The organism is Bradyrhizobium sp. Rc2d, assembly GCF_900099855.1.
Lineage (GTDB): Bacteria > Pseudomonadota > Alphaproteobacteria > Rhizobiales > Xanthobacteraceae > Bradyrhizobium.
On sequence record NZ_FNCU01000038.1, the window covers coordinates 25179 to 51773 of the forward strand.

Annotated in this window: 18 protein-coding genes and 3 pseudogenes; 8 read left to right on the forward strand and 13 right to left on the reverse strand. The window is 59.1% G+C overall.

Features of this window, described 5'->3' with window-relative positions:
* Nucleotides 1–67 precede the first annotated feature (67 nt).
* The gene (locus BLV07_RS33140) at nucleotides 68–436 is read right to left on the reverse strand and encodes a response regulator transcription factor (RefSeq protein ID WP_091894352.1); all 369 of its coding nucleotides are present in this window, start codon (nucleotides 434–436) and stop codon (nucleotides 68–70) included.
* Nucleotides 437–524: 88 nt separating this feature from the next.
* Nucleotides 525–1139 (reverse strand): response regulator transcription factor, encoded by a 615-nt coding sequence (locus tag BLV07_RS33145; RefSeq protein ID WP_091894355.1) that lies wholly within the window; start codon nucleotides 1137–1139, stop codon nucleotides 525–527.
* Between the two features lie 578 nt (nucleotides 1140–1717).
* Here BLV07_RS33145 and BLV07_RS33150 point away from each other — a divergent pair.
* On the forward strand, nucleotides 1718–2623 hold the full coding sequence (locus tag BLV07_RS33150) for a sensor histidine kinase (RefSeq protein ID WP_176945917.1): 906 nt from the start codon (nucleotides 1718–1720) through the stop codon (nucleotides 2621–2623).
* A gap of 255 nt (nucleotides 2624–2878) precedes the next feature.
* Here BLV07_RS33150 and BLV07_RS46700 read toward each other — a convergent pair.
* The 7 genes and pseudogenes from BLV07_RS46700 to BLV07_RS33200 form a co-directional block, all read right to left on the reverse strand.
* A pseudogene (locus tag BLV07_RS46700) lies at nucleotides 2879–2971 on the reverse strand (SOS response-associated peptidase); the annotation flags it as partial.
* Between the two features lie 112 nt (nucleotides 2972–3083).
* A complete protein-coding gene (locus BLV07_RS33165; RefSeq protein WP_091894361.1) occupies nucleotides 3084–9026 on the reverse strand; it encodes an ATP-binding sensor histidine kinase in 5943 nt (1980 codons plus the stop codon).
* Nucleotides 9027–9749: 723 nt separating this feature from the next.
* A complete protein-coding gene (locus BLV07_RS49080; RefSeq protein WP_244551283.1) occupies nucleotides 9750–10184 on the reverse strand; it encodes a DUF7482 domain-containing protein in 435 nt (144 codons plus the stop codon).
* Nucleotides 10185–10829: 645 nt separating this feature from the next.
* Nucleotides 10830–11621: a cytochrome P460 family protein gene (locus tag BLV07_RS48370; protein ID WP_210187831.1), complete on the reverse strand. Its 792-nt coding sequence runs from the start codon at nucleotides 11619–11621 to the stop codon at nucleotides 10830–10832.
* Nucleotides 11622–11741: 120 nt separating this feature from the next.
* Complete coding sequence (locus BLV07_RS33190) at nucleotides 11742–12563, reverse strand: alpha/beta fold hydrolase (RefSeq protein WP_091894365.1); 822 nt, start codon at nucleotides 12561–12563, stop codon at nucleotides 11742–11744.
* A pseudogene (locus BLV07_RS33195) lies at nucleotides 12560–13034 on the reverse strand (2,4'-dihydroxyacetophenone dioxygenase family protein). Before BLV07_RS33195 ends, BLV07_RS33190 begins: the two are co-directional and overlap by 4 nt.
* A 116-nt stretch (nucleotides 13035–13150) precedes the next feature.
* A complete protein-coding gene (locus tag BLV07_RS33200; protein ID WP_091894367.1) occupies nucleotides 13151–13423 on the reverse strand; it encodes a hypothetical protein in 273 nt (90 codons plus the stop codon).
* 451 nt (nucleotides 13424–13874) lie between these two features.
* On the opposite strand from BLV07_RS33200, the gene BLV07_RS33205 reads away from it, so the two are divergent.
* The 3 genes from BLV07_RS33205 to BLV07_RS33215 all read left to right on the forward strand — a co-directional run bounded on the left by BLV07_RS33205 (nucleotide 13875) and on the right by BLV07_RS33215 (nucleotide 16831).
* Nucleotides 13875–14666: an SMODS domain-containing nucleotidyltransferase gene (locus BLV07_RS33205; protein ID WP_143035556.1), complete on the forward strand. Its 792-nt coding sequence runs from the start codon at nucleotides 13875–13877 to the stop codon at nucleotides 14664–14666.
* A complete protein-coding gene (locus BLV07_RS33210) occupies nucleotides 14644–15246 on the forward strand; it encodes an SLATT domain-containing protein (RefSeq protein ID WP_143035557.1) in 603 nt (200 codons plus the stop codon). Before BLV07_RS33205 ends, BLV07_RS33210 begins: the two co-directional genes overlap by 23 nt.
* A gap of 400 nt (nucleotides 15247–15646) precedes the next feature.
* Entirely contained in the window at nucleotides 15647–16831 is a 1185-nt protein-coding gene (locus BLV07_RS33215; RefSeq protein WP_091894369.1) for an acyltransferase family protein, read from the forward strand.
* 394 nt (nucleotides 16832–17225) lie between these two features.
* Here BLV07_RS33215 and BLV07_RS33220 read toward each other — a convergent pair whose 3' ends face one another.
* A complete protein-coding gene (locus tag BLV07_RS33220; RefSeq protein WP_091894371.1) occupies nucleotides 17226–18527 on the reverse strand; it encodes a serine hydrolase domain-containing protein in 1302 nt (433 codons plus the stop codon).
* A 360-nt stretch (nucleotides 18528–18887) separates the two neighbouring features.
* On the opposite strand from BLV07_RS33220, the gene BLV07_RS33225 reads away from it, so the two are divergent.
* Nucleotides 18888–20639, forward strand: a complete 1752-nt coding sequence (locus BLV07_RS33225) for a glycoside hydrolase family 17 protein (RefSeq protein ID WP_244551284.1) — start codon at nucleotides 18888–18890, stop codon at nucleotides 20637–20639.
* 277 nt (nucleotides 20640–20916) lie between these two features.
* On the opposite strand, the gene BLV07_RS33230 is transcribed toward BLV07_RS33225, so the two are convergent.
* From BLV07_RS33230 to BLV07_RS33240, 3 genes are read right to left on the reverse strand one after another with little or no spacing between them, the layout of a single operon-like run.
* Nucleotides 20917–21783: an amidohydrolase family protein gene (locus BLV07_RS33230; RefSeq protein WP_210187832.1), complete on the reverse strand. Its 867-nt coding sequence runs from the start codon at nucleotides 21781–21783 to the stop codon at nucleotides 20917–20919.
* Nucleotides 21784–21831: 48 nt separating this feature from the next.
* Nucleotides 21832–22491, reverse strand: a complete 660-nt coding sequence (locus BLV07_RS33235; RefSeq protein ID WP_091894372.1) for a trimeric intracellular cation channel family protein — start codon at nucleotides 22489–22491, stop codon at nucleotides 21832–21834.
* A 21-nt stretch (nucleotides 22492–22512) separates the two neighbouring features.
* Complete coding sequence (locus BLV07_RS33240) at nucleotides 22513–23781, reverse strand: M20 family metallopeptidase (protein WP_091894427.1); 1269 nt, start codon at nucleotides 23779–23781, stop codon at nucleotides 22513–22515.
* A 635-nt stretch (nucleotides 23782–24416) separates the two neighbouring features.
* On the opposite strand from BLV07_RS33240, the pseudogene BLV07_RS33250 reads away from it, so the two are divergent.
* The 3 genes and pseudogenes from BLV07_RS33250 to BLV07_RS33260 form a co-directional block, all read left to right on the forward strand.
* Nucleotides 24417–25262, forward strand: a pseudogene (locus BLV07_RS33250) (transposase); the annotation flags it as partial.
* A gap of 203 nt (nucleotides 25263–25465) precedes the next feature.
* On the forward strand, nucleotides 25466–25861 hold the full coding sequence (locus BLV07_RS33255) for an MAPEG family protein (protein ID WP_091894376.1): 396 nt from the start codon (nucleotides 25466–25468) through the stop codon (nucleotides 25859–25861).
* A 69-nt stretch (nucleotides 25862–25930) separates the two neighbouring features.
* A complete protein-coding gene (locus tag BLV07_RS33260) occupies nucleotides 25931–26584 on the forward strand; it encodes a methyltransferase family protein (RefSeq protein WP_091894378.1) in 654 nt (217 codons plus the stop codon).
* Nucleotides 26585–26595 lie beyond the last annotated feature (11 nt).

A 26595-nucleotide genomic window follows, 5' to 3' on the forward strand; every position in this document is an offset into this window, starting at 1 on the left:
CAACTACCCGTCAAGCGGGCTCTCCTCAGGGGACTTCGTTCGCCAAGGAGATCCGACTGGACGTCCGTCATGCGTCAACACTCCGTTGAACGATGTCGAGCAGCGATTGCGCCTCGATTGGCTTTCTGAGAAACCCGGCCGTTCCGGAGTACATCGCGCGTTCGCGCCACGACTCTTCAGGGTGCCCGGTGATGAGAATGACCTTAGGTGCATCCGACATCTCGGCGACGCGCTCGACCAGATCGATACCGGACAGCCCCGGCATATGGATGTCCGAGACCACGCAGTCACAGCGATCGCTCTCCTCGGAATCGAGAAAGGACTCCGCGCTCTCGAAGCAGGCCACTTCGTGGCCAGCAGCACGCAGCAGGTTACTCAGCGAGTTCCGGAGAAGGGCATCGTCATCGACCACGCAGATGAGAGCTTTCTTGTTCATGAAGCGAAACTGCGCTTATTCGACGCGCTCGCCTACTCTCCCGCGGCTGAGGTTAGTCCTGTCCATTTGGACAGGCTTCGACGAGCACCTATTCCTCGCCTTCCAGAAGTGCCGCCATCCGGGTCAATTCCGCGAGGCTGCTGGCCATCATCTTCGTCATGACCGCGCTGCGGTGAAATTTCACGGTGGTCTGCTGGATCTCTAATGCGCCCGCAATCTGCTTGTTCATTTGGCCTGCACACACCAGCGCCATGACCTCGCGTTCACGTGCGGTTAGGCTTTCGTATCGTTTGCGCAATTCCGACAGCCGGTCCGGCGCCGCCGATGGCGGCTTCCACGTTCGGATCGCGTTGGCGACTGCCTCCAACATCTCTTGATCCCGAAAAGGTTTTTCGATGAAGTCAACAGCGCCCGCCTTCATCGCCTGCACCGACATGCGGATATCGCCATAGCCGCTCATCAGGATAATTGGCAAACGGCTATTACGCTGAGCGAGCGACGCCTGCAGTTCGAGCCCGCTGGGCCCCGGCATCCTGACGTCGATGATCACGCATCCAGGCACATCAGCTGGATCGGCGGCAAGAAAATCCTCCGCACGACCGTAGAGCTTCACGGTGTAACCGACTGATCGCAGAAGGTCGTCGATCGAATGCCTCATGAGGTCGTCGTCGTCGATGACATGGACGATAGCGTCGCCCAACATAGCTATTTCGTCCCCAAGCGTCGGCTCCCGGTCGATCCGACGCGCTCGTCCCGTCTATCATTTTTTTGGGAAACATTGGTAGGCATCGATTCAATTCCCAATGGGAATGGATGTAGTGCCGCTGCTGAAACGCGGACGGAACGCAATTTTCCATCACCCCGCATTCCCAATATCCCGGCGGTCGCTGCCACAGAGCGTCCCCTTAGAGGATAGCGTTCCTAGGTCATCTCCGACAGCCATAGATGCACCAGAGAGTCACGTCCTAAGAGCTCGCGGGCCTGTTGACGACCATCACAAGCAACCGTTATCGCCGCGCTCGCGTGCGCCCTAACCTATCGCTATTGCGTTTCGAGGACGCCGCGCTCGTCCGCCGTCTATCGGGCGCGCCTGATCCTTTCAAGTCGATTGACTGTAGGGATCCCCTTTAGTGTCGCGAAGTCGAACCCGCGCCTCGCGAGGGGCCACGATAACGCAGGGATATAGAACTTATGGCGACCGATGTCTCCAAATCGGTCCAAGGTCGTTCTCGTCGCGGTATCGCGTGTCGGCGCTGTGACGAGAACTTGATGGAGACGGGAATGTCGGTCGTGAGCTTGCGAGAAACGCTGAAGTCCGCATTGGGAGCTATTCTCTCGCTACCAGATGCGGCCCCTGTTCCTATCGGAGACGGAGCGTTCGCGATGGATCTCTCCGCCGTGACAGGGGCGACATCTCCAAATGTCCATAATGGTCGGGCGGAGATCCCTTTGCGCGGAGCAGATGGAGAGATCACCGGCGTCCTGTGCAAGATCATTTCCATCGATATTCCGATCTGCGGGTCCGCAGACATCGATCGAGACACCACGAAGATCTTAGTCCATGACATCGCAAATCTCTTGGCAGTTATCGATGGAGGCCTGCGGCTGCTTGATGTAAAGACCGACGCGCAAGATCGCGCTGTGATCGTTGAAAGGCTCCGCCGCGCAATCCAGCGCGGCGCGTCGCTCAGCCGCAAACTGCTGGACAGCAATCGTCCGTATTGCAGCACAGCTCGGCCCGTCTCCCATGACGATATCGTGGACATCGGTGATCTGGTCGACCAGACGCTACGCGCTGATGTTGTTGTCGACACGCACATCGACCCGGACCTCAGGCAATTCCAAGCTGATCCGGAGGAGCTCCATCTTGCACTCCTCAATCTCTGCAAGAATGCAAGCGACGCGATGCCCGAAGGTGGGACGATCAGTGTTTGCGCGCGGAACGTCTGCGTGCAGATAGGCGCTCCCTGGGTCGAGATATCGGTTTCCGACGATGGGACCGGCATGAGCCCGGACGTGCTCGAACGAGCCTTCGAACCCTACTTCACGACGAAGGAAAGCGGCACAGGCACAGGGTTGGGTCTCGCGCAAGTCAAACGCCTTGTCGAACGCTGCAATGGAGCGATTAATGTTCAGAGCGCGGAAAACAAGGGAACTACCGTGCGTATGCTATTTCCCTGCGCGTAGAATGGCATCAGCGCGGCGGATCCGCAGGGCAAGTGGAGGGCGGTCGGGCATATCGACCATGAAGGCGATGGCGCCGTTGTGAGGAAAATAGACCTGGTCGAGTTCATCGCCCGACCGGACCAGGCATCGGGTTTGAATGAGACGTTCCGGAAGTGGGGCGTGAGCAAGCCGACATCCGCCGGCGGCAGTACCGCCAGTAGCGATTCCCAACGCTGCTCGGGCGACCGGTCACCGTTCACCTCCTCACTTCCGAGCGAGGAATCCGAACACGTCGGTGGTGATCTCGCCTTCCTTCGCCTTGCGCACACTGGTCCAATTGGTCCACAGCCCGGCAAATGCGATCAGAGGCCACGCGATTCCGACAATTCTCGTGACGCTTTCCCCAACGATGTTGACCGGACTCGCGCCTTGACCGACGGGGTCGTGTGCTGCCTGCGCAAGCCAGTTAACGAAGAGCATCTCACCCAATGCATTTGTGCAGCTCTGAGGTCCGGCGACCCACCTGAAGCGGACTCGTGAGTTCGCCGTCGGTGCCGGGCAAGGTGAACTGAAATACGGCGCCACGAGGCTCATTCGCTTCCGCCCACAGTTTGCCTCCATGCGCATGGATGATAGAGCGGCATATTGACAGCCCCATGCCTGTTCCGCCGGGCTTCGTGGTGTAGAAGGCGTCAAAGACCAGCTCGAGATGCTCCGAATCAATGCCCGGCCCGGAATCGCGCACGGCCACGACGACGCCTGCTTGATCCTTCTTTGTGCTGATCAACAGTTCTCTCGTCCCCTCCTCCATCGAACCCATTGCTTCAGCCGCATTCAGAATCAGATTTAGCAAGACCTGTTGCAGCTGAACGCGATCCCCCGGAACCGAAAGTAGTCCCTCTTCAAGCCGGGTCTGGACCGAAACGCCATTCCTGAGGGTCACGCTTCGAGCCAATACGATCACTTCCTTGATTGCCACTTTGAGATCGAAACACTCTTTTCGCGGCGGCGCTTTCTTGATTTGCTCTCGGATGCGATCGATGATTTCTCCGACTCGATCAGCGTCCCCAACGACACAGGAGAGTGCCTCTCTGACCTCGTCCATGTCCGGCGGCTGCATCTTCAGAAAATTCTGGGCCGCGCGGGCGTTGTTGCGCGCGCTGGCGATCGGTTGCGCGATTTCGTGCGACAGCGAGGCGGCCAATTCTCCCATCATGCTCACGCGGTTCATGTGGGCGAAATCCAATTCGAGCTGGCGCAGCTTTTCACGTTCGTCCTGTGCCCGCCTTCGTTCCGTCACATCGACAGTTGTGCTGATAACCTCAGACAGCGTGCCGCGGGGAGAAAACGCATGATAGCTCGTTCCTTCGACCCATTTGATTGTTCCATCGGGTAGGAGGAGTCTGAACTCGGCCGTGAAATCTCTGTTCTGGTGCACGGCCGCCTGAACCGCTCCCCACACTCTGTCGCGGTCCTCTGGGTGAATGCGCTCCCACATACTTTGTCGACTTGGAAGGCCCTGCAGCGGATCAAACCCCCAGATCCTGTAACTCTCGTCCGACCAATAGAGGTAACGCATCGTTGTCGCGTCATAGATCCAATTGCCCGTGCGGGTGAGTCTCTGTGCTTGGCTAAGCGCCTCCTCGACGCGCTTGCGCTCCGTCAAATCGAGCACAAAGGCAAGGCTCTCGTCGCCTCCTTCCCTGAACAGCGCGGCGCCAATAAGCACAGGAACGCGGCTACCGTCTTTCCGAACATACTCCTTCTCGAATGGCTGAACTATCCCGGTTGAGTTTAGTTCTGCCTGCGTCAGTATATCGCGCTCGCGCCATTCCGGAGGGCTCAGCTCGGTCCAGCGCACGCGGCCCCGAGTCAGGTCCTCACGGTCATATCCTAACATACATAGAAACGCGTCATTGGCCTCAAGAATTCTACCTTCGCGGTCGGCAATGATGATCCCAATGATGTTGGCGTCGACCAAACGCCGGATCTTCGCTTCGCGATCTGCGACATCGCGATAAAGCCGCGAATTTTCGAGCGAGCTCGCCGCCTGCGACGCAAGCACCTTCAGCAAAGCGACGCGATCGGGCGTAAACACTCTCGGTGCCAGATTGTTCTCCAGGTAGAGAATGCCTGTAAGCTTTCCCTGGTTGATTAACGGCAAACAGAGAATAGAACGGAGATAACTCTCAACGATGTAGGGATCGGCAGAAAATGAATTGTGAGATGACGCATCGTCGAGAATCACGATTTCCTGGGTGCGTATTACATAACGAACGAGCGACCCCGGCATCGCGGCTGCAGTCGGGCACGCTTCCCGCAAATGCACAGTTACGTTCTCTCGGCCAGCGGTCGCTTCCGCCTGTATCTGCAGCTCATCGCCTCGCAGTCCAATCAGGAGACCTCGCGCGGCACCAGCGTGCTCGAGAGCCGCCCGCATGAGTTTGTCGATGAGCTTATCCAGAACCATCTCGCCCGATAGCGCTTGCGATATTTCAATCATCGTCTCGAGATCGAGATATTCGACTGGTGCTTCGATCGTGCCTGTCCGACCCGGCACGCGCCGCTCCTGCCTCAGCCAAGGATTGAGTTGATCGAGTTGTCGTACCTTTCCGTCGGCTCCCCAACAGAGATAGTGGTGCCGGGCGTCCCGCAAATACGTGAGTGCGATCTTGTCGAATCCACGTGCCGCGTAGAAACGCGCGGCGAGCTCATTGGCCAGCGCCTCGTTGTGAACGAAGTTGTTTGCGTGGGCAGAGCGGATCGCATGTTCGTAAAGGTACGCGGCATCGCGCTCGCGGCCTTCGATACGTGCGATCTCAGCGTTCACCAGTGCGGCCCGGTTTTCGAAATTCTCCGGGCAATGCCCCGCCCAAAGTTCGAGCTGTCTGCTATGGGCGACAAGAGCCTCAAAATGTTGCTGTTTCTCGTCCGGAGATGCGGAATTCCATGCTGCCGCGTGGCCGAGCGCACTATAGAAGCAATACTCCGCCGTTTCAAAATGTGATGGTGAAGTCCAAAGTAGCTGTTGCGCTCTCAATGACGCATCCATGGCGGAAGCATAATCCGCAGCGAAGAACCGGGCTTGTAGCTTGCGGACCCAATATCGAAACTCGGGCAGCCTCAAGACCGGATTACTCGCTAGATGGCGCTCGAATCGAAGCTCATCGAATCCCTCATCGTTGAAGGAGCCAAACGTCGGAGTCAGCCCCCTAAGAGTCCGAATAAATCCGAGCTGTACGGTGAGATTGTCAATGACGAAACCGAACCGAACCTTCTGCGCATATTCGAAACCCCTCTCGGCTTCCCTTTCCACCTCAGCAAGCGAGTCTCCCGCTGCCAAAAAGTTGCTTATCAAGTGATTGCAGCTATAACCCGCAAATGTAACGTCCCCCGTGCGGTCGGCCGTAACAAAGGCGCGACGTACCAGATCACGTCCCTCTAAGACATGTCTTGCCCACGGCATGACGATGTTCCCGAAGGACATGTACGTTCGAGCTTGATAGCGCTTTAAGCCGCGCTTTTCTACCAGTTCATAGCCAAGCCGGCCGAAACGAAAACCGTCCTGATAGTTGCCGAAGCGAGGTCCAGCGATATGGGCGAACCATACATAAGCGAAGCATGACCCATCGCTGTTGCCATGCTCGAGGCTCAGATTCACCATTCGACAAACAACGAGCGAAGACAAGTTCTCCTCGATATGCATTGCCGGAATCACGACCTCGGCTAATATGTCTTGAGTGGCGAGTAGGTCCGGATCGCTCATCAACGGCAAGTCAACGAGCTCCTCGATTTGTCGGCTTCCAAGCTGGGACCAGATTCGATCGTATTCGCGTTGTACTTCGATACTGGTCGGATGAAGTGACCAATCAACGCCTCCACGTTGGAGGTATTCAAGGCATATCTCGACGCCGCGATCGCTCTGGTCCAAAGTGGTATAAAGCGTGAGCCGCAAACGTGTGACGGCGGCGGTATCGGAGCCGCTTCTGGCACGACACGCTAGCATCGATAGTCGATTTTCGGCCGCCACCTTACTCGCGGTCAGCAATTCGCACTCGGCTGTTAGATATTCGATGGCGAAGATGAGCTCGTAGTTGTAGTCCCAAATCTGCTCGGTCAACAACGCCCGCCCAACAGCGAGATACGAAAGCGCTGAAGTATACGCCGTTGAGATCTTCGCGCGTCTACCTGCAATTAGATTCAATTCTGCGACCCGCTCACGCTCCTGATCTGACGTTATGAGATGAGAGCCACGATTGAGCTGGTTTACGATATCGAAGATCTTCTCTTCGATCTGCGTTGGCGGAATTCCGGCTGCGAGGAGGCGGCCAATTCGAATATGAGCTTCGGCGCGGGCCGTTTCAGGTATTAGTGAATAAGCCGCTTCCTGGACACGATCATGCAGAAACCTATAGGCATTTTCAGAGTGGAGCACGAGCCCAACTCGGACCGCTTCCAGGAGATCGCGGTGCATTACATCCTTCGAGTCTCCGTAAACCTTCGTAAGTAGTGCGAAATCCGCGGTATTGCCTAAACAGGCAAGCTGCTGCAGTGCGTTCTGAGTTCCAACGGGCAGCCGCGTCAACTTCCCAACCATGAGGTCCACCACGTTATCGGTATAACCCTTTGCGTGAATACGATTCAGATCCCAAGACCATCGTGCGTTGGAGTGGTCAAAGATCAGCAACGCCTCCTCGGCAAGCGCATAAATAAACTGATTAGCGAAGAATGGATTGCCAGCCGTTTTCTCTTGAACCAGTTGCGCCAACGAGGTGGCGCGCTCCGGTTCGCAGTGAAGAGAATCCGCAATCAATTGTCCCAAGTCTTGAAGGGGCAGCGGCGCGAGAGCGATCTCCTGCACTATCGCGCCAGCCTTGCGGATCGCTTCGAGCCCGCGCATCAGGGGATGGGCGGAGTCCACTTCGTTGTCTCGGTAGGCGCCGATCAACATCAGGTGCTGCACGTCCTGCCGGCTCAGAAGATCTTCGAGCAAATCGAGCGTTGCTGCATCGAGCCACTGCAAATCGTCGAGGAAGAGCGTAAGCGGATGCTCCGGCTGTGCGAATACGGCGATAAATCGCCGGAATACCAACTGGAATCGGCGTTGCGCATCAAATGGCGGAAGGACGGGAACCGGCGGTTGTTCTCCGATGATTAACTTCAATTCGGGGACAAGGTCGATAACAAGTCCCCCGTTTGGCCCCAACGCCTGGCGAAAGGCATCGCGCCAGATGCTCAGCTCTTCTTCCTCCTTGCCGAGAAGCGGGCGGACAAGGCTCCCGAAGGCTTGCGCGAAAGTGGCATAAGGGATGTCACGTTTGTATTGGTCGAACTTACCCGAGGCAAAAAAGCCGCGGGGCGGTACGAGCACCTTGTGCAGCTCATTGACGACAGAGGATTTACCGATACCGGAATATCCGGACACGAGCACCAATTCTGGCCTGCCGCTGGACACGACCCGGTCCAAAGTGGCGAGCAGGGCGTCGATCTCGCGCGCGCGCCCGTACAATTTCTCAGGAATCAATAGCCTGTCTGCTGTGTCGTGCTCGCCAAGCGGAAATTCGCCGATGTGGCACTGAGCTTCCCATTCGGCAAGACAGCGCCGCAAATCGCTGTTGACGCCCGCCGCCGTCTGGTAGCGTTCCTCCGCCGTCTTGGCGAGCAGTTTCATGATGATCGCCGAGACGGGCGCTGGGACACTCTCTAACCGCTCCCCTGGCGGCACCGGCTTTCTGGCAATATGGCAGTGCACCCACTCCATGGGATCGGCCGCCGTTAAGGGCAGAACGCCCGTGAGCATCCGGTACAGCGTGACGCCGAGGGCGTAGAGATCGCTGCGGGCGTCGATCGAGCGGTTCATCCGCCCGGTTTGTTCGGGTGCCATGTAGGCAAGCGTACCGGCGATGGTCTCGGGCGGCTCGGGCGCCTGCCGCTCGCGGGACAGGCGCGATGCGATGCCAAACCCGGTGAGCCGCACCTCGCCGGTCGCTTCGTTGAGCAGGATGTTGGCCGGCTTGACGTCTTTGTGGACGAGCCCGCGCTGATGCAGCTTGCCCAGAGCCGAGGTAACAGCGATGGCTAGGCGCAAGAAGCGTCCTACCTCCATGGGCTCGCCGAGCAAACGGTCGAGCGGCTCGCCACCCACATCATCGAGCACCAGCACGGTCCGACCGGCGTCGCGCATGAGGGCCAGCGGCCGCGCCGCCCATGCCTCGTCGAGCTCATCTTTCAGCTCGTATTCGTGCGTGAGGCGATCGAGTCTTGAGCGGGATGGGTGGTCGGCGGCAGGGGCAACAAGCAGCACGGCGAGCCGGTTCCCATTTTCGTCCAGTCGCCAGCCACGGCTGAACACGCGCTCGCCGTCCTCCCACAACACCTGAGAGCTACCGTCCGAGTACGCGATGTTCAGCGACTGCTGCACCATCTGTCAGACTCCGGTGTCGGGCTTCGGCTTGAAGTCGGCTGATCAAGCTCTTCGTGCGCCACACGCGCGGCCTCTCCGCAGCCTGGAGAAATCGTACTCCATCGCCCGAGAAATTCCAGCCATCCCATGGTCTTGCCGGATGCGGCGGACGTGGATGCTCTTTCTTTTTAGCCGCAATTTGCAGCGATTTGCCCGGCTCTCCTCGCTACGGCGGCACACGCGGGTCAATAAGCGCCGTGCCCACTGGTCCCGAGGGAACTCGGAGCTGCCAAATCAAATGAGACTCTGCCCATCGGCTGGATGAACGAAGGGCCTCAGGTCATTCGCTCGGATCGCCTCTGTCGTCGTGGCGCTTCGATGAAGAACCTAGCCCATAGTGCGTCCTTTGATCCGGAGGACAAGGACGCCCCATCAAAACGCGGGATCAGACAGCGCCTTCTGGACAGCGACAGAACACACCGCCACGTTGCGGCCGAACGTGTCGCCGGATTGCTCTTCGGGGATGGACGCAAGTGCAAGACCGGACCCTCCGCCCGCATTCGCCAAAACCACGGCGAACTTCCGAGCGGCTTGCTTGATACGATCGTAGACAGGGTCGAGATCAGTGAGGTTGCTTGAACCACCTGAATACTCACGGTACTGGCGCCGATCATTCGTTGGTGAAGCCCACGACCGGGCCGTTCACCAGATGTCCGGTCGTTTTAACCGGACCTCCGACAGGGCTTACCAATAAGCCAGCTTCGCTTTTTGCTGCAATGTCGTTACCGTCAGCTTCCGTTGATTGTTCCCAACAGCCGCTTTGGTCCACTCGGTCAGTTGAACATCCCACATTGGTGAATATCCGGCACTGATCTCCTTGAAATTCGCAAGGATGTCGAGTGCAGGGCCTTCGCCACTGAGCGCGCTGTTAAGCCCTTGGCGCCCAGGATCCTTCGGACCGGTCCTACCATTTACGATTGTGTAGATAATTTCCGTCGCGCCGCTTTGGAGGATGTCGCTTTCCGCAGGCGCAAAGGTAGATGCTTCGAGCGCTGCTGATTCCTCGGAGTTGGCGTCGAAGCTGAGGTACCGCAGGTGCTTGCCGTCCGCAAATCCGAGGCGCAGCTTCAAGTCGACGGTGCCATTGTCAGGGCAGATGCTTGCCACCGAGTCGGTCACAACCGAGTAATCGGGATTGCCGCCGTCAGAACGAGATCTTCTCTGGTCCGACGTTGAAGGCGATCATGGGGGCGTTGAAAACAATGTCATTACGGTTTGCCACCCGAACCAACGGGCTATAGTGCGCATCCCCGACAGACCCGGCCCGCGCCAACCTAGGCGGAAAGAAGTTTGGCGTTTCTCCGGCCGTCAACGTTTGAACTGGTGAGAAATCAACCCGCCCCGATTTGAAGGTGAAGTTATTGGACTCATCCAATTCCGCAACCCGCGTGCTCGCGAGGTCTTTTGCCTTACTTAGGCTCGGCGCCCATGTGAGGCCCATTTTCTTGGAAGTGGCGAAATCGCTTACGTCGGTGAGGACGAACCAAACTGTCTCTCCGAGGAAAGGCGACCGCGATGAATCGGCAATCTTACCACATCTCTTGCAAGATCGACTTGGCCCGAGGTGAGAAACAGCTTCGTGATTTTCTTTTCGGTCGATGTATCCGCCGCCGAGTTCCCCTCAGTGGCGAAAAACGACACAAGTAGAGTCATCATCGGTCCGAAAACGCATTTCCCAAGAAGTTTGCCGGATTTCATAATCGCTCCGATCACTGGCTGTCATAGCCGGCCTTGGCCGGACCACTATTTTTGGCGGCTTCGCACCTACTTCTTCAGTCCGGGATAACCGGAGACATAGATCCAATCCGTCGTCTTGGCTGGAACGTGGCAGCCCAGACAATCAGTACGAAAATCCTTCGAGGTGGTCTTGACCTGATTGTCAGCATCGAACCAGGACCAGCCCCAGCCGTTACCCCACAGCTTGTTGTCAGGGTGGCTGTTCTTGCTGTCCTTCACCGTAATGAACCGGCCCTTGAGGCGATCTACATGACTGACCGTGCCCGTGGTCATTACTGCAGTCGATGTGGTCTGGACCTCTTTCACCAAGACCGATCCGTCAGGGAATTTGCCCGTGGCGCGATAAGCCTCCGCAGCTCCCGGTGAGGCGTATACGGTGTAGCTGCGACGGCGCTGCACCCTCAGGAAGAACGCATACGAGCGGCGGATGCACAGTCTGGCGATCCGTTGCCTGTATTCCGTCGACTTCGAGAAAGATCGCCGCGGCGGCCCCCGCGGCGATGCGACCCGAAGTGCCCAGGTGAACTCGATGGTCGCCGTCGACTCGTAACCCGTTGCAGTTACCGTGATGCCGAGCTCGGCCGCCGCTCGGGAATCGATCGAGGCATTTTTCGCTCCGGTAGAGGCGATCAGTTTGAGATTTGGCAGCTGCCGCAGAATCTTGTGAGTGAGCGGCGTCCGCTCGCGCATGACGCAGACGACGTCAAATGGCCGCAATCGCTCGACTACCCGGGACGGCTCTGCAAGGTGATCATTGAAAATCACAATTTCGGCGTGTCGCTCAACACCCCGACCAGTTGGCCAATCGAAGCGCGACATTCTGATAGTCATCAAGGACGGCGACTTTCACTGTAGATTCCTCATAAGGCGGGGCTGGATATAGCGAATCTGAAACGACCGATCCGGACGACCCAAAACGGTGTCACGTCATTCGAGCGTTCAGGCTCCGAAAAATTTTTGCATTTCTGCGGCTATGGCTTCAGAGGCGGTCGCTGTGGGAATGTGCCCGGCCTTGTATATTCTGATCAGTCGACTGTTTGGGATTTCCTGTACAAAGCGCTCCGCGAATTCGACCTTTTGGAAGCTGTCGTCTTCGCCCCAGATCAACAACTTCGATTTGGGGGAGGCCTTCAATGCCGGTACCAGCGCGAGCGTGTAACGGCTATCGGCTGAGATCGCCATGGAAAGCCAAGAGCGGGTAACTCTTGGGTCCTTCCATGGGTCAAGCCAATCCTGGAGTTCGCTTTCTTCTGCCGGTCGACCTAGCGCCAGGGTTACCGATTGTCGGCGCGCAGCAAGAATGTCCGCCGGCGAAGTCGCTGCTGCCACAGCTGGGTCGCGGAAGCGGAGGACGGTGGGGGCCGGCCAGGAATCGTACATGACGCTGTTCATGAGAGCCAAGCGCGGCACGTCCAGCTTGGCGTTGACGAACATATGCTGCGCAATGCCGCCGCCGATATCATGACCGGCCAAAAGCACAGGCCTGTTTCCATTGCCTAAAACCTCGACGAAGCGCTCGGTCCACGCTGCAAGTGCGGGAATGGTGGCCTGTTCTGGCGTGAGTTCGCCGTCGGATCGTCCGAAGCCCGGCAGATCGACTGCTACGGGACGCAGACCGCTTTGCGCCAGGCTCTCGAGCACGGGCTCCCAAACCCGGCTCCAATAGGTTCCGTGAAGTAGGAGCAGCAGAGGATGGTCGGTATTTCCCGCAGTCAAATAGCTCGTCGGGACACCGTCGACCTCGATTGAAAACCGTCTCATCGCACGATCCTCCGTACGTAGTCGGCACCGAGACCCACCGCTTGGTAATGCTTGGACACGGCTTCGAGCTTAGTGAACACGTCTTCATAGCCGAGAGCCACGCCATGAGGGTCGACATAGGTATAGCCTCCGGTGACGTGGAACAGCGTCGCCATCTCGGAGACATCGTCGTGCACTACCAACGTATGCGTTTCGCCTGGCGGCTCGAACGCATAGTCACCGGCGGATGCGATCCAGTCATGTTCCAGGTATTGCCACCTACCGCGCAGCGTAAAAGCGTGAACCGGCCCCACTGTGGCGGTGGCGGGAGAGAACGCCTGATTGCCTAACGCGCAGGATGTTGATGTAGTAGCCGGCTGTAACGTTCAAGATCAGCGGCTTGAAGTCAACAGAACTCGATTGCGGCACCCATTCGCGAGGATCGCCGTCGTCGAGATCCAAGACTGCAGGGAGGAACGTGTCCGCTACCATACCGGCCGGATGTGGCAGCTGATACGCCACCTTGCTTTCATCAATACTCGGCCGCGTGAGCGTCTGGTTCATTTTCAGTCTCCTTTTCAAGTTGTCCTGGTTGAATCTGGCAGCCGTTACGCACAAAGAATCGACAGCGTGGATCGGGCTATTTCGGCAAGCACGCCGGGATCTGCACGTACGCGAACCAGAATGCGTATCCGCATAAGAGCGGCGAGAAGGTGTCGCGCCAGACCGTGGGCTGATCGCGTTGCCGAGATTTCAGCGGCCACTTGGCCAGCGACGGTGCCGCGATGGAAGAAGGCTTCAATCTGCACTGTCTCGTTCGCCACATAGCGTTTGAGGTCAACGTCCTGCGATGCGGCGTCGACGATGGCATTCACCATCATGCAGCCCCGGTGTTGCCAATCAGTGTTCAACCAGCCCGGTGGACTTCAGGATCGGATGCAGCGGACGAAATTTGAAATTCCGTTTGGACATGCATTCGATAAGCGTGGGGTATCGTCGTCCAAAAGCGCTGTGCGCGTCGGCGGCCCGTCCGTCTTCGATCAACGTACCAGCCCGACGCAAACAAGACCTCAGTTCACCGAATTTGGCCCGCACAGGGTCGCCAGCCGCCCGTTTCAAGGATTCGAATCCCTATGGATCGCCATCGGCGCACCAAGAACTCGATTAAAGCAATGGGCTGATTTGAGCCTCGTTGTACAGAGGTTGTATGAAAATCGACAACGAGCGGGAAAATCCGCTCAGAGGAACGGCGCAACTACCTGTATTCAATGAGGAAATCATTTTGGAGCGGGTGAAGGGAATCGAACCCTCGTCTCTTATCGCTACAAGCGCATCACTCGCCAGCTCAACACCGATTTTTGGAACACCAATTCTGACACCGCCCACAGCCTCTATGTCGGCTCCTACGGCCGCGACACCGCCGCCAAGGGCCTCAGCGATCTCGACATCGGCTTCATCCTGCCCAATACCGTCTATCATCAGTACAACAACCATCAGGGCAACGGACAGTCGGCCCTGCTCCAGGCCGTCAAGCGCTCGATACAGAAGACCTACCGGACCTCGGAGAGCTTTGGCGATGGCCAGGTCGTAGTCATCTCGTTCGATGACAACGTGACGTTCGAGGTGCTGCCGGCCTTCGAGAATAGCAGCAACGGCTGGACCTATCCGAATGCGAATAACGGCGGCAGCTGGAAAGACTGCAACCCCCGCGCCGAGATCGCCGCAATCGACACCCGGAGCGCGCTGACTAACAAAAATCTAAAATATCTCGGCCGGATGATGCGAGTCTGGGCGCGCCACTGCGCAGTCCCGATCAGCGGCATGCTGATCGACACGCTGGCTTATCAGTTCATCGAGAATTACCAGTATCGTGACAAGTCGTTCCTGTATCACGACTTCATGGCGCGCGATTTCTTCGACTATCTCGCCAAACAGAATCAGAACCAGACCGTCTGGCGCGCGCCCGGCAGCGGCTCTCACGTCCACCGCAAGGGCGTGTTCGAACACAAGGCGCGCAGCGCATATCTGCGCGCGAGCGAGGCGATCCAGTACAATGACGACAACCACGAATGGTCCCGGCGACAGAAATGGAGAGACGTGTTTGGCTCCCTTTATCCCGGCTGAGGCCGAGCGCCTCGCCTTCGAAAGCCAAGTGCGGGAAAGCTTTGGGCGCTGCGCCTACACCCACAAGACCCATGAGAAGATGGCCGAAGGCTATACTGCCCGTCTCGGCCACATCAAGCTCGGCCAGATCGTGGTGTCTGGACTGACCACAGTCGGCGCCGTCGGCGTCATCTTCGATCCGAGCTCGCGCTACTTTCCTTACGCGACGGCGGTGCTGGCCTTCGCCCTGTTCTTCGTCAACGGCTACGTCAAGGACATTGACCCCGGTGAGGCCGCGCAGAAGCATCGCGAAGCCGCCTCCGACATCTGGAACATCCGCGAAGCCTATCTCAGCCTGCTGGCCGACATACGCGATCCCTCGCTTTCGCTGGCCCAGCTGCGGCAGCGTCGCGACGACTTGCAGGCCCAGCTCCACAAGATCTATCGCATCGCGCCTCATAACAACGGCAAGGCCTACGGCAAGGCCCAGGACGCGTTGAAGAACAAGGAAGACTTGACATTTACTTTCAAACGTAACTGTTCCACCAGCGCGCAAACGAGGATGTGCCGCGCTCAGATTCTGCTCGAAGTTCGGAAATAACTCACCGGCCGGCGGTTCTGTTCTTTCAGACAGTTCAGCTGCACGGGCGAATACGTAACTAGAGAACTCGAGATCCGTTTGATGAGTGCACATGCCTCTTGCAAGTGATCATTTGTGGAGGATTGGCGCTTAGTCGCAGGTGCGCCGATCCCTTGGCGTTGGGCTTTGGCTTCAGCTTCCTCAGGCATTATCTCGCCGATGCGCACCCTGTGAATGAGGCGTAGTAGTCGTCAAACCGTGCGATGACCTCGCGCACGCAGTGACCGAACTTTCAGGCGGCCGTTGGGAGAGGCAAAAGAGCGCGCCCGATATCAATATGCTTCGTAATTATATGCGGCGGGATATATACTTATTGCTCTCGGCGGGAGACGTGAACTCACAAAACGAGGCGAGGTGCACGATGACATCGATCGCGCGGACGCCAGTGCCTGCGGATGCTCAGGCGCCCCAAGAAGCAAAGGTGCGCAACGCCGCGCTCGATCGCTGCCGCACCTTCCTCACGCTGGTGGTACTGCTGCATCACGCTGTCATTCCATATACCTATTTCGGGCATACCGATCCGAAGTCGTGGATCGGTTTTGACATCATCGTGCTCGCCACAGACAGCTTCTTCATGGCGATGTTCTTCTTTCTCTCGGGCCTGTTTGTGTGTCCTGGACTCGCTCGCAAGGGACCGCTCGACTATCTGCGCGATCGCCTGATCCGGCTCGGCTTGCCCTTCGTGATTGGTGCCTTCACGATCATCCCGTTGGCCTACTACGCGATTGAACTGCGTCAGCATCCAGACGTCGGCTTCGCCGACTTCTGGTGGAAAACCATCACCGAAGGACCTTGGCCGAGCGGTCCGATCTGGTTCCTCTGGGTGTTGGTTGCCTTCGACGTCATCGCAAGCCTGCTTTACAAGCTCTCGCCGACACTTCTCGACCCGATCAATCGCCTGTCGCTGCGCGGCCATGACCAGCCGGCGCGATTCTTCGCAGTCATGCTTGCCGTCACGACCGTGCTCTACATCCCGGGGCGAGTTCACTTTGGACCATACTCCTGGTTCGAGTTCGGTCCATTCTCGGTCCAGCACGGACGTGTACTGCTGTATGCGACCTACTTCTTTTTTGGCGCGGGCATCGGCGCCAGGTACCTGCACCGCGGATTGCTGGCTCCCGATGGCCAGCTCGGAAAGCACAGCCTGGCCTGGACGATTCCGGCGCTCGTTCCCTATTGCCTCATGTGGGTGCTGATCTACATCAAGCGCGAAATTCTGGGAAATCCGACCCCGCTGCCCCACTGGTATGAAGCCATCTATGGACTGTTCTTCGCGGCCTTCAGCGTGGCTATCATGTTTACGATCCTGGCCTATTTCCTGGGATTCAAGCAATCAGGCTGGAGCAGCCTCGATACCTTGCAGCCTGCCGCCTTCGGCATGTTTTTGGTGCACTACCCGATTGTGCTTTGGCTCGTATATTGGATGTTCGACTTCGACGTCCCGGCGATTGCCAAGGGCCTGACCGCATTCGTGCTCACTGTCTTCCTGAGCTGGGGCGCGACTGAAGCGTTGCGAAGGATTCCGGGCGCAGGCCACGTGCTCTAGGGTTGTATCAGATCAATTGCGTGGGGATGGATTCAAGTAGCCATGACGAAGAATATCGTAGCCGGACTTGTCCTGCTGGGTTTTATGATCATTGGCGTGCTCGCCTTCGCCCAGAAACATGATGTGTGTTTGCACGGACACCTGGTCAAGAACTTCAAACCCTGCGGATCAGTCAGCGATTCAATATAGGACCTCCGATAGTTGGCGAACGTAGCGACAGACAGGTTGCTTCCGGCCCGTAGCGGCGCTTTAGCGGCCAATTCAGCAGCCGGTGCCGGGACCGTCGTCGCTTGCCGTGACGCAAAAACGAAGCGCTAAGCGGTCAAGGCACTCCCTTGTCGATGGAGCAGCCGTCCACTGCATCAAAAATGGCATCGATCTTGCTGGCTGCCCGTCAATCCTTGCGCAGGCCCTTTCCCATCGCTTCGTAGATCATCGTTTTCAAGTTCAGCTGGATCCGTCCGCCCTGTGTGGGCGACATCACCATGAAGACTCCAAGCATGTCGTCCACGGGGTCGACGAAATAGAAGCTGCCGCCGGCGCCGTCCCAACGGTATTCGCCGAGTGGCCAGCTCGTACCAGGAGGTGACGAGGTGCGGACGGCAAAGCCAAGACCGAAGCCACTAGTGGGTCCGGGAAAATAGAAGAGATCATGAATGATACCGGTCTCCGGCCCAATCTGATCCGACGTCATCAGCGCGACGGTCTCACGCTTGAGGTATCGCTTGCCATCCAGTTCACCTCCATTGAGCAGCATTTGTAGGAAGCGGGCGTAGTCCCTTGTCGTGGAGGCCAAGCCCGCTCCGCCGGACTCCCAGCGCCGCGGCAATGTAGGATCCCTGATTCCGGCGACCCGGGATCGATCAACAGGAAATCCCTTCGCAATCAGCGGAAATTTTGCGCTATCCAAAATGTAATACGCGGTATCGGACATGCCGAGCGGATCGAACAACCTCTGCTTTTCGAACTCGTACAGCGTTTGCGCCGAGACTACCTCGACGACCCGGCCGAGCACGTCGGTTGAATGACTGTAGTTCCAGTGCGTTCCGGGTTGATCGTCAAGCGGCAGCACTGCGATTCGGTCGGCAAAGTCGGCGTTATCGAAATCCCCGGCGTACAATAGAGGATTTGCATAGAGTTTCTGCACCTGGGTACGACCGAGGAAGCCGTAGGTGATGCCCGACGTGTGCCGCAATAGGTCCCTGATCGTAATCGGGCGCTTCAACGGCTCGAGCTTGAGCGGATACTCTCCGGCCTCATCGGAAACATCGACACCGACTTTGGTCTTCGCAAAGGAATGAATGTATTTCGACACGGGATCATCGAGAGCGAGCTTGCCCTCGTCCACCAGCATCATCGCCGCAACCGACGTAACCGCCTTCGACATGGAATAGATCTGGAAAATTGCGTCGGGAGTCATCGGCAGCCCCGTGTCGGGGTCCCGCACGCCGAAACATTCGAAATGGACCGGCTTGCCGTGCTGTTGGATCAGCAGAATGGCTCCGGGAATCTTACCGGTCGCGATCTCATTGCGGATGGTGTCGTCAATTCGCTTCAGGGCCGCGGGTGAAAGAGTTCCTACAGCCGGCGTTCGGGCTTCGGCGCTTAGTTCAAACGCCCATCCGACGATCAAAGAAATCACCAACGCTGCCGCGGCAAGGCAGCGCAGTACGGTTTTTTCAGTTTGAAAGTGCATGGTCGGGCGGCTTGAGGGTCCACAGAATGTTCGGGCGGTCCGCAGGCGTCCGACGGACCTCCGGAGCGACGGCTTGCCTCGACTTTCTCACGACCGGAATGCTCGTGCAAGGCGCGCGCGTCGTGGCGATCTTCGCTGCGGCCCGGGATGACGTCGCAAGCTGCCTCGAGGCAGGATGGACGCATGGTGCTTCCGGGCAGCTCACGATCGTGTCATTCTTGGCGAGGCCTGGAGGCTGATCTGGATCAATGAGCTTGCAGCAATCTCGCGAAAATTGTGAGCCGATCCGGGAGCGCCGAACAAGCTCAATCTATTGATCCTCTTGCTTTCTCTGCAGTCGCAACCACAGGGGCGCTCTTGATGCGTGATGGGATGAGCCCGCCAGCGAGCGAGACAACACATGCTACGTGTGATCGCGCGATCCATCATCGACAAACAAGAAAGGTCATCGACGAGCCGGACTCGCGCGTTGACGGGGCCCAGCATACCACTTCTGCCGGCAGGACACTGGTTTCTCACCGCACACCGCTAACGCTTCTGCTGATATCCTTAGGCGCCATCGCCGCAGTCTGGTGGTGGCTGGGGATCCCGGTCGACCTGGTACGCGCACCGATCGATCCGAACGACAAAGTTCAGTGCATATCATACGCTCCCTTCCGCAACCATCAGACGTCGCTTTCGTCGGCGACGCGGGTGTCGCGGGAACAGATTGCAGAAGATCTCGCCGAGCTTGCGAAGATATCCGACTGCATCCGTACCTATGCGAACGATCTTGGGCTTGATCAAATCCCCGAGCTTGCGGCCAAGGCGGGACTGAAGGTCATTCAGGGCATTTTTCTTGATAAGGATCGGCAGAAGAATTTGACGCAGATATCCACGGGGGTGCGTCTCGCCAAAAAACATCCGGGAACCATCATTGCGCTTGTGGTCGGCAGCGAGACCTTGTTGCGTCATGACATAACAGTTTCCGACCTCGCCGCTACGATCCGCTCGGTGAAGGCACAGGTCTCTGTCCCCGTTACCTATGCCGATGTCTGGGAATTCTGGCTGAGCAATCGCGAACTTTACGACGTTGTCGATTTCGTCACGATTCATATCCTGCCATATTGGGAAAATGTTCCGGTCCCGGCGGAGCTTGCCGCCGCGCACGTTGACACGATCCGCCGGCAGATTGCATCGGCTTTTCCGGGTAAAGAAATTTTTATCGGAGAAATAGGTTGGCCAAGTGAAGGGCGGATGCGCGAATCGGCGTTGCCGTCGCGCGTCAATCAGGCCCGCGTGGTCTCGGAGATCCTCGACCTCGCCCGACGCGAGAATTTCCGCGTCAACGTGTTCGAGGCCTATGATGAATCGTGGAAACGGGAAATCGAGGGCACGATCGGTGGATACTGGGGTCTATTCGATTCCGTGCAGCGCACGCTGAAATATCCTCCCGGAGTCCCCATCAGCAATTTTCCGCTGTGGAAACTGCAGATGTGCAGCGGAATGGCACTGTCAGTCCTGATGTTCGGCGTGGCATGGCTGACCCTGCGGCGCAAGGGCAGGGAGCCCGGAGCGGCCCCATGGTTTGCAGTAGCAATATCGGCAACCACGGCCGGAATCCTGTTTGGGGTTGCCGCCCAAAAGACGTTCTATGAAAGTTACGGAGCAGGTGGCTGGCTTCTGTGGGGCTCGTTTCTGGCGGCGGCCGTTGCCTCGCCGATGTTTGGCGCCAACGCCCTGATGTCGGGCCGCGTATCACCCAGTTTCCTGGAATTGCTGGGTCCCTCGGAGCACCGGACCCAATCGGTGCTCGCGACCGGGAGCGGGTTAGTCCGGATCGCAACCGCGGTGATCGGCACGGCCACAGCACTCGGCTTGGTTTTTGATCCGCGCTTTATTGATTTTCCTTTCGCGCCTCTCACGATGGCGACGGTGCCTTTTGCGGCTGTGACGCTGCTCGATCCGGCTAGGAAAGGTATCCGCCCTATGGCGGAATCGATATTTGTCGGCGTGCTTATTGTGTCAGCGATCTACATAGGGTTCAACGAAGGGCCGGCCAACTGGCAGTCGCTATGGACCTGCGCTGCCTATGTACTGCTTGCGGTTACTCTCTGGCGGACGCGTGCCTGAGAACGACGAGACAGTCGGCAGGAAAGGCTTGTAAGCCTCGTGGTACTCATCCAACCCGGCCCGGCCCTGCGCCCGGTCAAAGTCGAAATCCCGGGGCGCGTTGGCGATGAAGCTGGCTTCATCTGGTATAGTGATCGCCTGGGCGCGAGAGAAAGTGCGATCCGTCGACTGCGCGGACGCGCGAGGGCACATCGGCCTGCCAGTTGCAGCCTCTCTCACCGGACCGCCAAGGAGTCGTCTGTGAAGAACTGACGCAGCGTCCCGGCTCAAGCGATCTTTAGAGCCGGAAGGTTTCGATGAAAGCTCGGATGATGACACGCAAGAGCCCTGCGAGCCATCGCAGGAGTAGGCCGAAGCTCCCGCCTTCTCCGCCATCGCGACGCCCTCGTCGTCGATGAGATAGCAGTGCTCGAGGCTGCGCGCGCCGGCGCAGGGCCTGTTTGCACCCCTCCGCAGCGCCGGTGTGGACCGCCAGCGGCAGGCCGAGCTGCTGCGCGGTCTGCCCGAGCGTTAGCATCTCGTCCTCGAACCAGGTCACTCTCGCCGGATCGTCGCCGGCGCTCATATATCCGCCGGTGTTCATGGTCTTGATCCAGTTGGCGCCGAAGGCGTGCTCCATGCGGACCAGCTCGCGAATCTTGGCCGGCGAGTCCGCGACCCTGGACAGTCTCATATGGCATCGGCATGGGAACATGCCTTGGATATCGCCGTGTCCCGCGGTCGCGCTGATCATGTGCGGCGCCACGATGAGCCGCGGCCCCCGAGCCATGCCGCTGTCGATGGCGTCGCGGAGGTTGACGCTCGGCCATTCCGGATCCAGCGTGCCCATGTCGCGCAGCGTCGTGAACCCGTAGCGCATGTATTGCTGTGCGTAGTAGAGGCCCGCAAGCGCCTTGGCCGGCGAACAGTGAAGCGTCTGCCGCGCCAGATTCAAGCCGTCGACGCAGAGATGGACGTGAGTGTCAATGAACCCGGGCGACACCGTCCGATCGCTCAGATCGACGACCTTCGCACCGTCCGGGCGGCCGACCGAGTTCGACACTTCGGAAATAGTGTCGTCTTCGATCAGGATCTCGGACGGCCCGCGCATCATGTCGCTTAGACCGTCGAACAATTTTCCGCACACAACGACTGCCCTTGCCATTCCAGACTCCGCTCGGAGCATGAATTCCGCAGCCGACGCCGCCTAGCGTCACCCTTCAGACTTCGAGTCTTCCTTCTGAATCCCGGGGTCTTGTTGTTCGGCCCCTTTCGCGACCGGAAGCTTCCACCCGCGTCTGATGGCCATGACGCGAAGCACGAAGCATGAAGTCAGCGCGACCGCCGTCACCGCGGCGACCGGTAACTGCAGCATGTGGCCGATCACCACGATGGCCGCCGCCGCCAGTGCTGCGACCGCGTAGAGATCGGCGCGCAGCACGGTCGGGATCTCGGCGAGCAGCACGTCGCGCACCATGCCGCCGCCGATTCCGGTGACCATGCCGAGCACCGTCGCCATCACCGGATTGAGCCCGAACGATAGGGCCTTCGACGAGCCTGTGACCGCGAAGAGCGCGAGCCCCGCCGCGTCGAACATCAGCACCGCATTCGTCATCCGCACGATGAGGGGCGAGAAGTAGAAGGTGACGAGGCCGGCGAGGAGCGACACGCCGAGATAGCGCCAGTCGCCGACCGCCCCGGGAGGCACCGCGCCGATCAGGAGGTCGCGGGTGATGCCTCCCGAATTCCCCGCCGCGAAGGACAAGACCATGACGCCGAACAGGTCCAGCCCGCGCCTGGTGCCCGCCACCGCCCCGCTAAGCGCGAAGACGAAAGTGCCGGCCAGATCGAGCGCGATAGGTAGCTTGTCCATGACGCAGCTTTCCTCGCCTCCTTATGCCGGTAGCCAGGCGCGGGCCGCTACGACCAGCGCCTCGACGCCGGTTTGCAGCGTGGGATGGAGAACGGGCGCGAACTTCGGACTGTGGTTCACCGGAAGCTCGGTGAGCTTGTTCGCCTCCTTGGCCTTCGCATAGGTTTCAGGATCCGTACCGCCGACGAACCAGAAGACCGATGGCACGTGCCACTTGGACCCAAACGATCCAAAGTCCTCGCTGGCGGGCGCCGGCCCCGTCGCCCGGACCCGCTCGGCGCCGAAATGTCCCTTGAATGCACCCAACACTCGACTGGTGGCTTCCTGGTTGTTTACGTTCAGGGGGTACCGATCGATGGTCGTGATCTCCGGCGGCCGCGGCGCCCCCGAAGCGGCCGCTTCGGCATTGGCGATCCGCTCGATCGCAGTCAGCATCCGTGCGCGCACGCCGGCGTCGAAGGTCCGGACGTTGAGCTTGATGATGGCCTCGTCCGGAATGACGTTTTCCTTGGTGCCCGCCTGCAGGACACCCACGGTCAGCACGGCGGCGTCAGCGGCGGCCAATTCGCGCGAGACGATGGTCTGCAGCCGCAGCACTGTCGAAGCGGCCATGACGACGGGATCGATGCTGGCCTGGGGCATCGAGCCGTGCGCGCCTCGCCCGAACAGGCGGATCTGCAGGCTGTCCGCCGCCGACGTGATCGCGCCGGCGCGCCCGGCGACCGTGCCGGAAGGGCCCACCATGACATGCTGGCCCAAAATCACGTCGGGCTTCGGAAAGCGCTTGAACAGGCCATCGTCAATCATGGCTTGCGCGCCTTCGCCCGTTTCCTCCGCGGGCTGGAAGACCGCCATGAGCGTACCGCGCCAAGAAGTCTTGGCCTCCGCCATCAGCTTGGTGGCGCCTGTGAGCCAGGTGACGTGCATGTCGTGGCCGCACATATGCGAGACGGGAACCGTCTTGCCCTCCTTGTCCGTCGCCGTCACCTTGCTGGCATAGGGGAGACCGGTCGCTTCCTGGATCGGCAGCGCGTCCATATCAGCGCGCAGCATAACGGTCGGCCCCTCGCCGTTCCGGAGCAGGCCCACGACGCCGGTTCTTCCGACCGCGGTCGTGACCTCGTAGCCTGCGGCACGAAGCCGGTCGGCCGCCAAGCCCGCCGTGCGGGTCTCCTGCATAGATAGCTCGGGGTGCGAATGGACATCCTTGTAGAGGTCGACCAGGTCGGGAAGCGCGGCATCGAAATTGCGCAATGCCGGATCGGAAGAGCTCGCTTTATCAGTGCTCATCGACGTCTCCATCGCATTGGACGACGAAACTGTTCGCCTCTTTTGTTGAAGGCGCAAGTCATTTCGAGGTGTGAACAGGGCCAACGCGGAACCCGCTTTCGCCGATTGCTCCCCTTGATCAACAGCCTACCTGCCCTCTCGCGCGAGACGGGGCTACCTTCCGGATCGAAGGCTCGCTGCCAACGACAGACTCTTGCACGGCTCCTCTTTCTTGAGCTTGTTCATGCCTTTGATGGCGAGGAACAGCACGAACGCGATGATGACGAAGTTCAGCGCCGCCGTTGCGTCGCAGAACTTTGGCCGCGGATTTCCTTCTCCATTGTCGAGGTGACCAAGACGACGAGCCTTCGGGCTCTCAGCCCGTGATTGTTTGGCAGTATCGTCGGATCCGACGAAGCTGCCCGCGAGCGCGTCGGGCGTCTTTCGCCGAGCGCCCCACCGCATCATCGCCGTTCAAGGGGCAAGCATGAGCATTTCGCTCCACCCAGGCCAGTCGCCCGTGGCTCTGGGGCCATCCCGGGTATCGCGAGTGGCTGAGCGCGCCATTTCCGTCGGTGGTGGACGCGTGAGCGGAAATCATGAGATTCGCTTTCCCGCCGATCACGAGCCTCACGCCTGCACGATATGGCGTGGGGCTCCCACCGGAGGCGGCAGGCCGAGCGATAAGGGAGTACCTGGCCGTCCTCGACGATGCCGCTTTCGGAGCAGCGACCGAGGTCACCCCGAAGTTCGTGTCGCCCGCCGATCCGGCGGCACGCTGGACGGGCGCGCATGGCGACCAAGCCTTCTTCGCCTACTCGACAAACTACCTGGTCGACGTCGAGAACGCGATCATCGTCGATGTCGAGGCAAGCACGGCAATTCGGCAGGCGGAGGTGTTGGCTGCCAAGCGCATGATTGAGCGCTCGCGCGAACGGTTCGACCTTTACCCCACCCGGCTCCTCGGCGACAGCGGCTATGGCTCGGCCGAGATGCTCGGCTGGCTGGTTTACGAGCACGGGATCGAGCCGCACGTGACGGTGTTCGACAAGTCGGCCCGCGCAGACGGGACCTTTTCGCGCGAGGACTTCACCTATGACCACACCAGCGACGTCTATACCTGCCCCGGTAGCAAGATGCTGACCACAACCGGAACACTGGTGAACGACGGCGCAACGATGCTCTACCGGGCGAGCAAGCACGATTGCACCGGCTGCGCCTTGAAGGCTCGCTGCTGTCCCAAGGACCTGGTCCGCAAAGTGTCTCGCTCGATCTACGAGGGCGCTCGCGACATGGCGCGCGAGATAGCACGATCATGGGAGGGCCGTACTTCACGCCGGTTGCGGAAGAAGATCGAGATGCTGTTTGCGCACCTCAAGCGCATTCTGAAGCTTGACCGTTTACGGTTACGAGGCCCAAACGGCGCACGCGACGAGTTCACTCTTGCAGCCACCGCACAGAACCTTCGCAAGATGGCCAAGCTGATCGCGAGGCCCGCATAGGGACCACCTCGATCTCATCCCCGGCCAACCATTACAACGGAATACTGCCGGCCTTTTTCAACGGAATCGGCCCATACCGACGAAATCGGGCGTTCGTCCACCTGTCGGCTGCTGACGGTAAAGCGGACCTCACCGCCCGTCGGCGAGATCGACGCGATTGACCCACAACAGACATCCACGCGGCTGCGGGTATACTGTCCTGTATGACCATCGAACTCGTCCTGCTCGCCGCAAGCGTAGTCCTCGGCATCGTGCACATCATCATCGTGTCGCATCTGCAGAGCTGGCAACGAGGCTATTGGTGGACTGCCAGCTCAAGGGAACACAGCGTTGCGCCGCTCACCGGCATTGCCGGAAGGGCTGAACGAGCACTTCGAAACTATCTTGAGACCTTTCCATTCTTCGCCGCTGCAATTCTTGCCGTCACCGTGACAAACACCCACAGCTGGCTGACCGTGTGGGGAGCCCACTTCTACTTTTGGGGTCGCATGCTCTACGCAATTCTGTATGTGGCAAGTTTCCCGTTAGCTCGTTCGCTCGTGTGGAACATCCCGACGACCGGCATCCTGATGATTGTTGCCGGGCTGTTGCTGAAGTAACGGTAGCGACCACGCGATCTAGGATCATGCTTGGCACCACTTCGCTTCTTCTGAAATGGTTAGTAGCGGATGCCAGTCTCGGCTTACCTCAACGCAGGCTTGTTCGTGGTCGCCGCGGCCGCCGCATTATTCGTCGCAGCTGGCACGGTCGCCATCCCGGGCTTTTGGGCGTATCTCGCAATCTTTGCCGTCGTCATGATCGTTTCGTTCGCGATGCTCGATCCAGACCTCTTGCGCGAACGTATGCGGCCGGGCGGCATGAAGCCGCCACTCGCGCTGAAAGTCTTCTCGCTGGGTCTGTTTATGCATTGGATCGTTGCCGGGCTCGACCGTGGCCGTTTCCATTGGAGCGACGACGTGCCCGGCTGGCTGCAAGGCATTTGTCTGTTCACGGTCGGGTCCGGTTACGCCCTGGCACTATGGGCGATGCACGTGAACCGGTTCTTCTCCTCGGTCATTCGCATCCAGTCCGACCAGTACGTCGTTACCACGGGGCCTTACGCCTTCGTCCGCCATCCTGGATACACCGCCGGGATACTGATCATAGCCGCAAGCGGACCTGCACTTGGATCGTGGCTCGCGGCCGCGCTCGTTGTGATCTTCAGCCTGCCGTTTCTGCTCCATCGCGCCATCACCGAGGATCGAATTCTTCACGTAGAGCTTGCGGGCTATTCGGACTACGCCGCGCGGGTCCGATGGCGGCTCGTCCCGGGCATTTGGTGAGAGCCAAACCT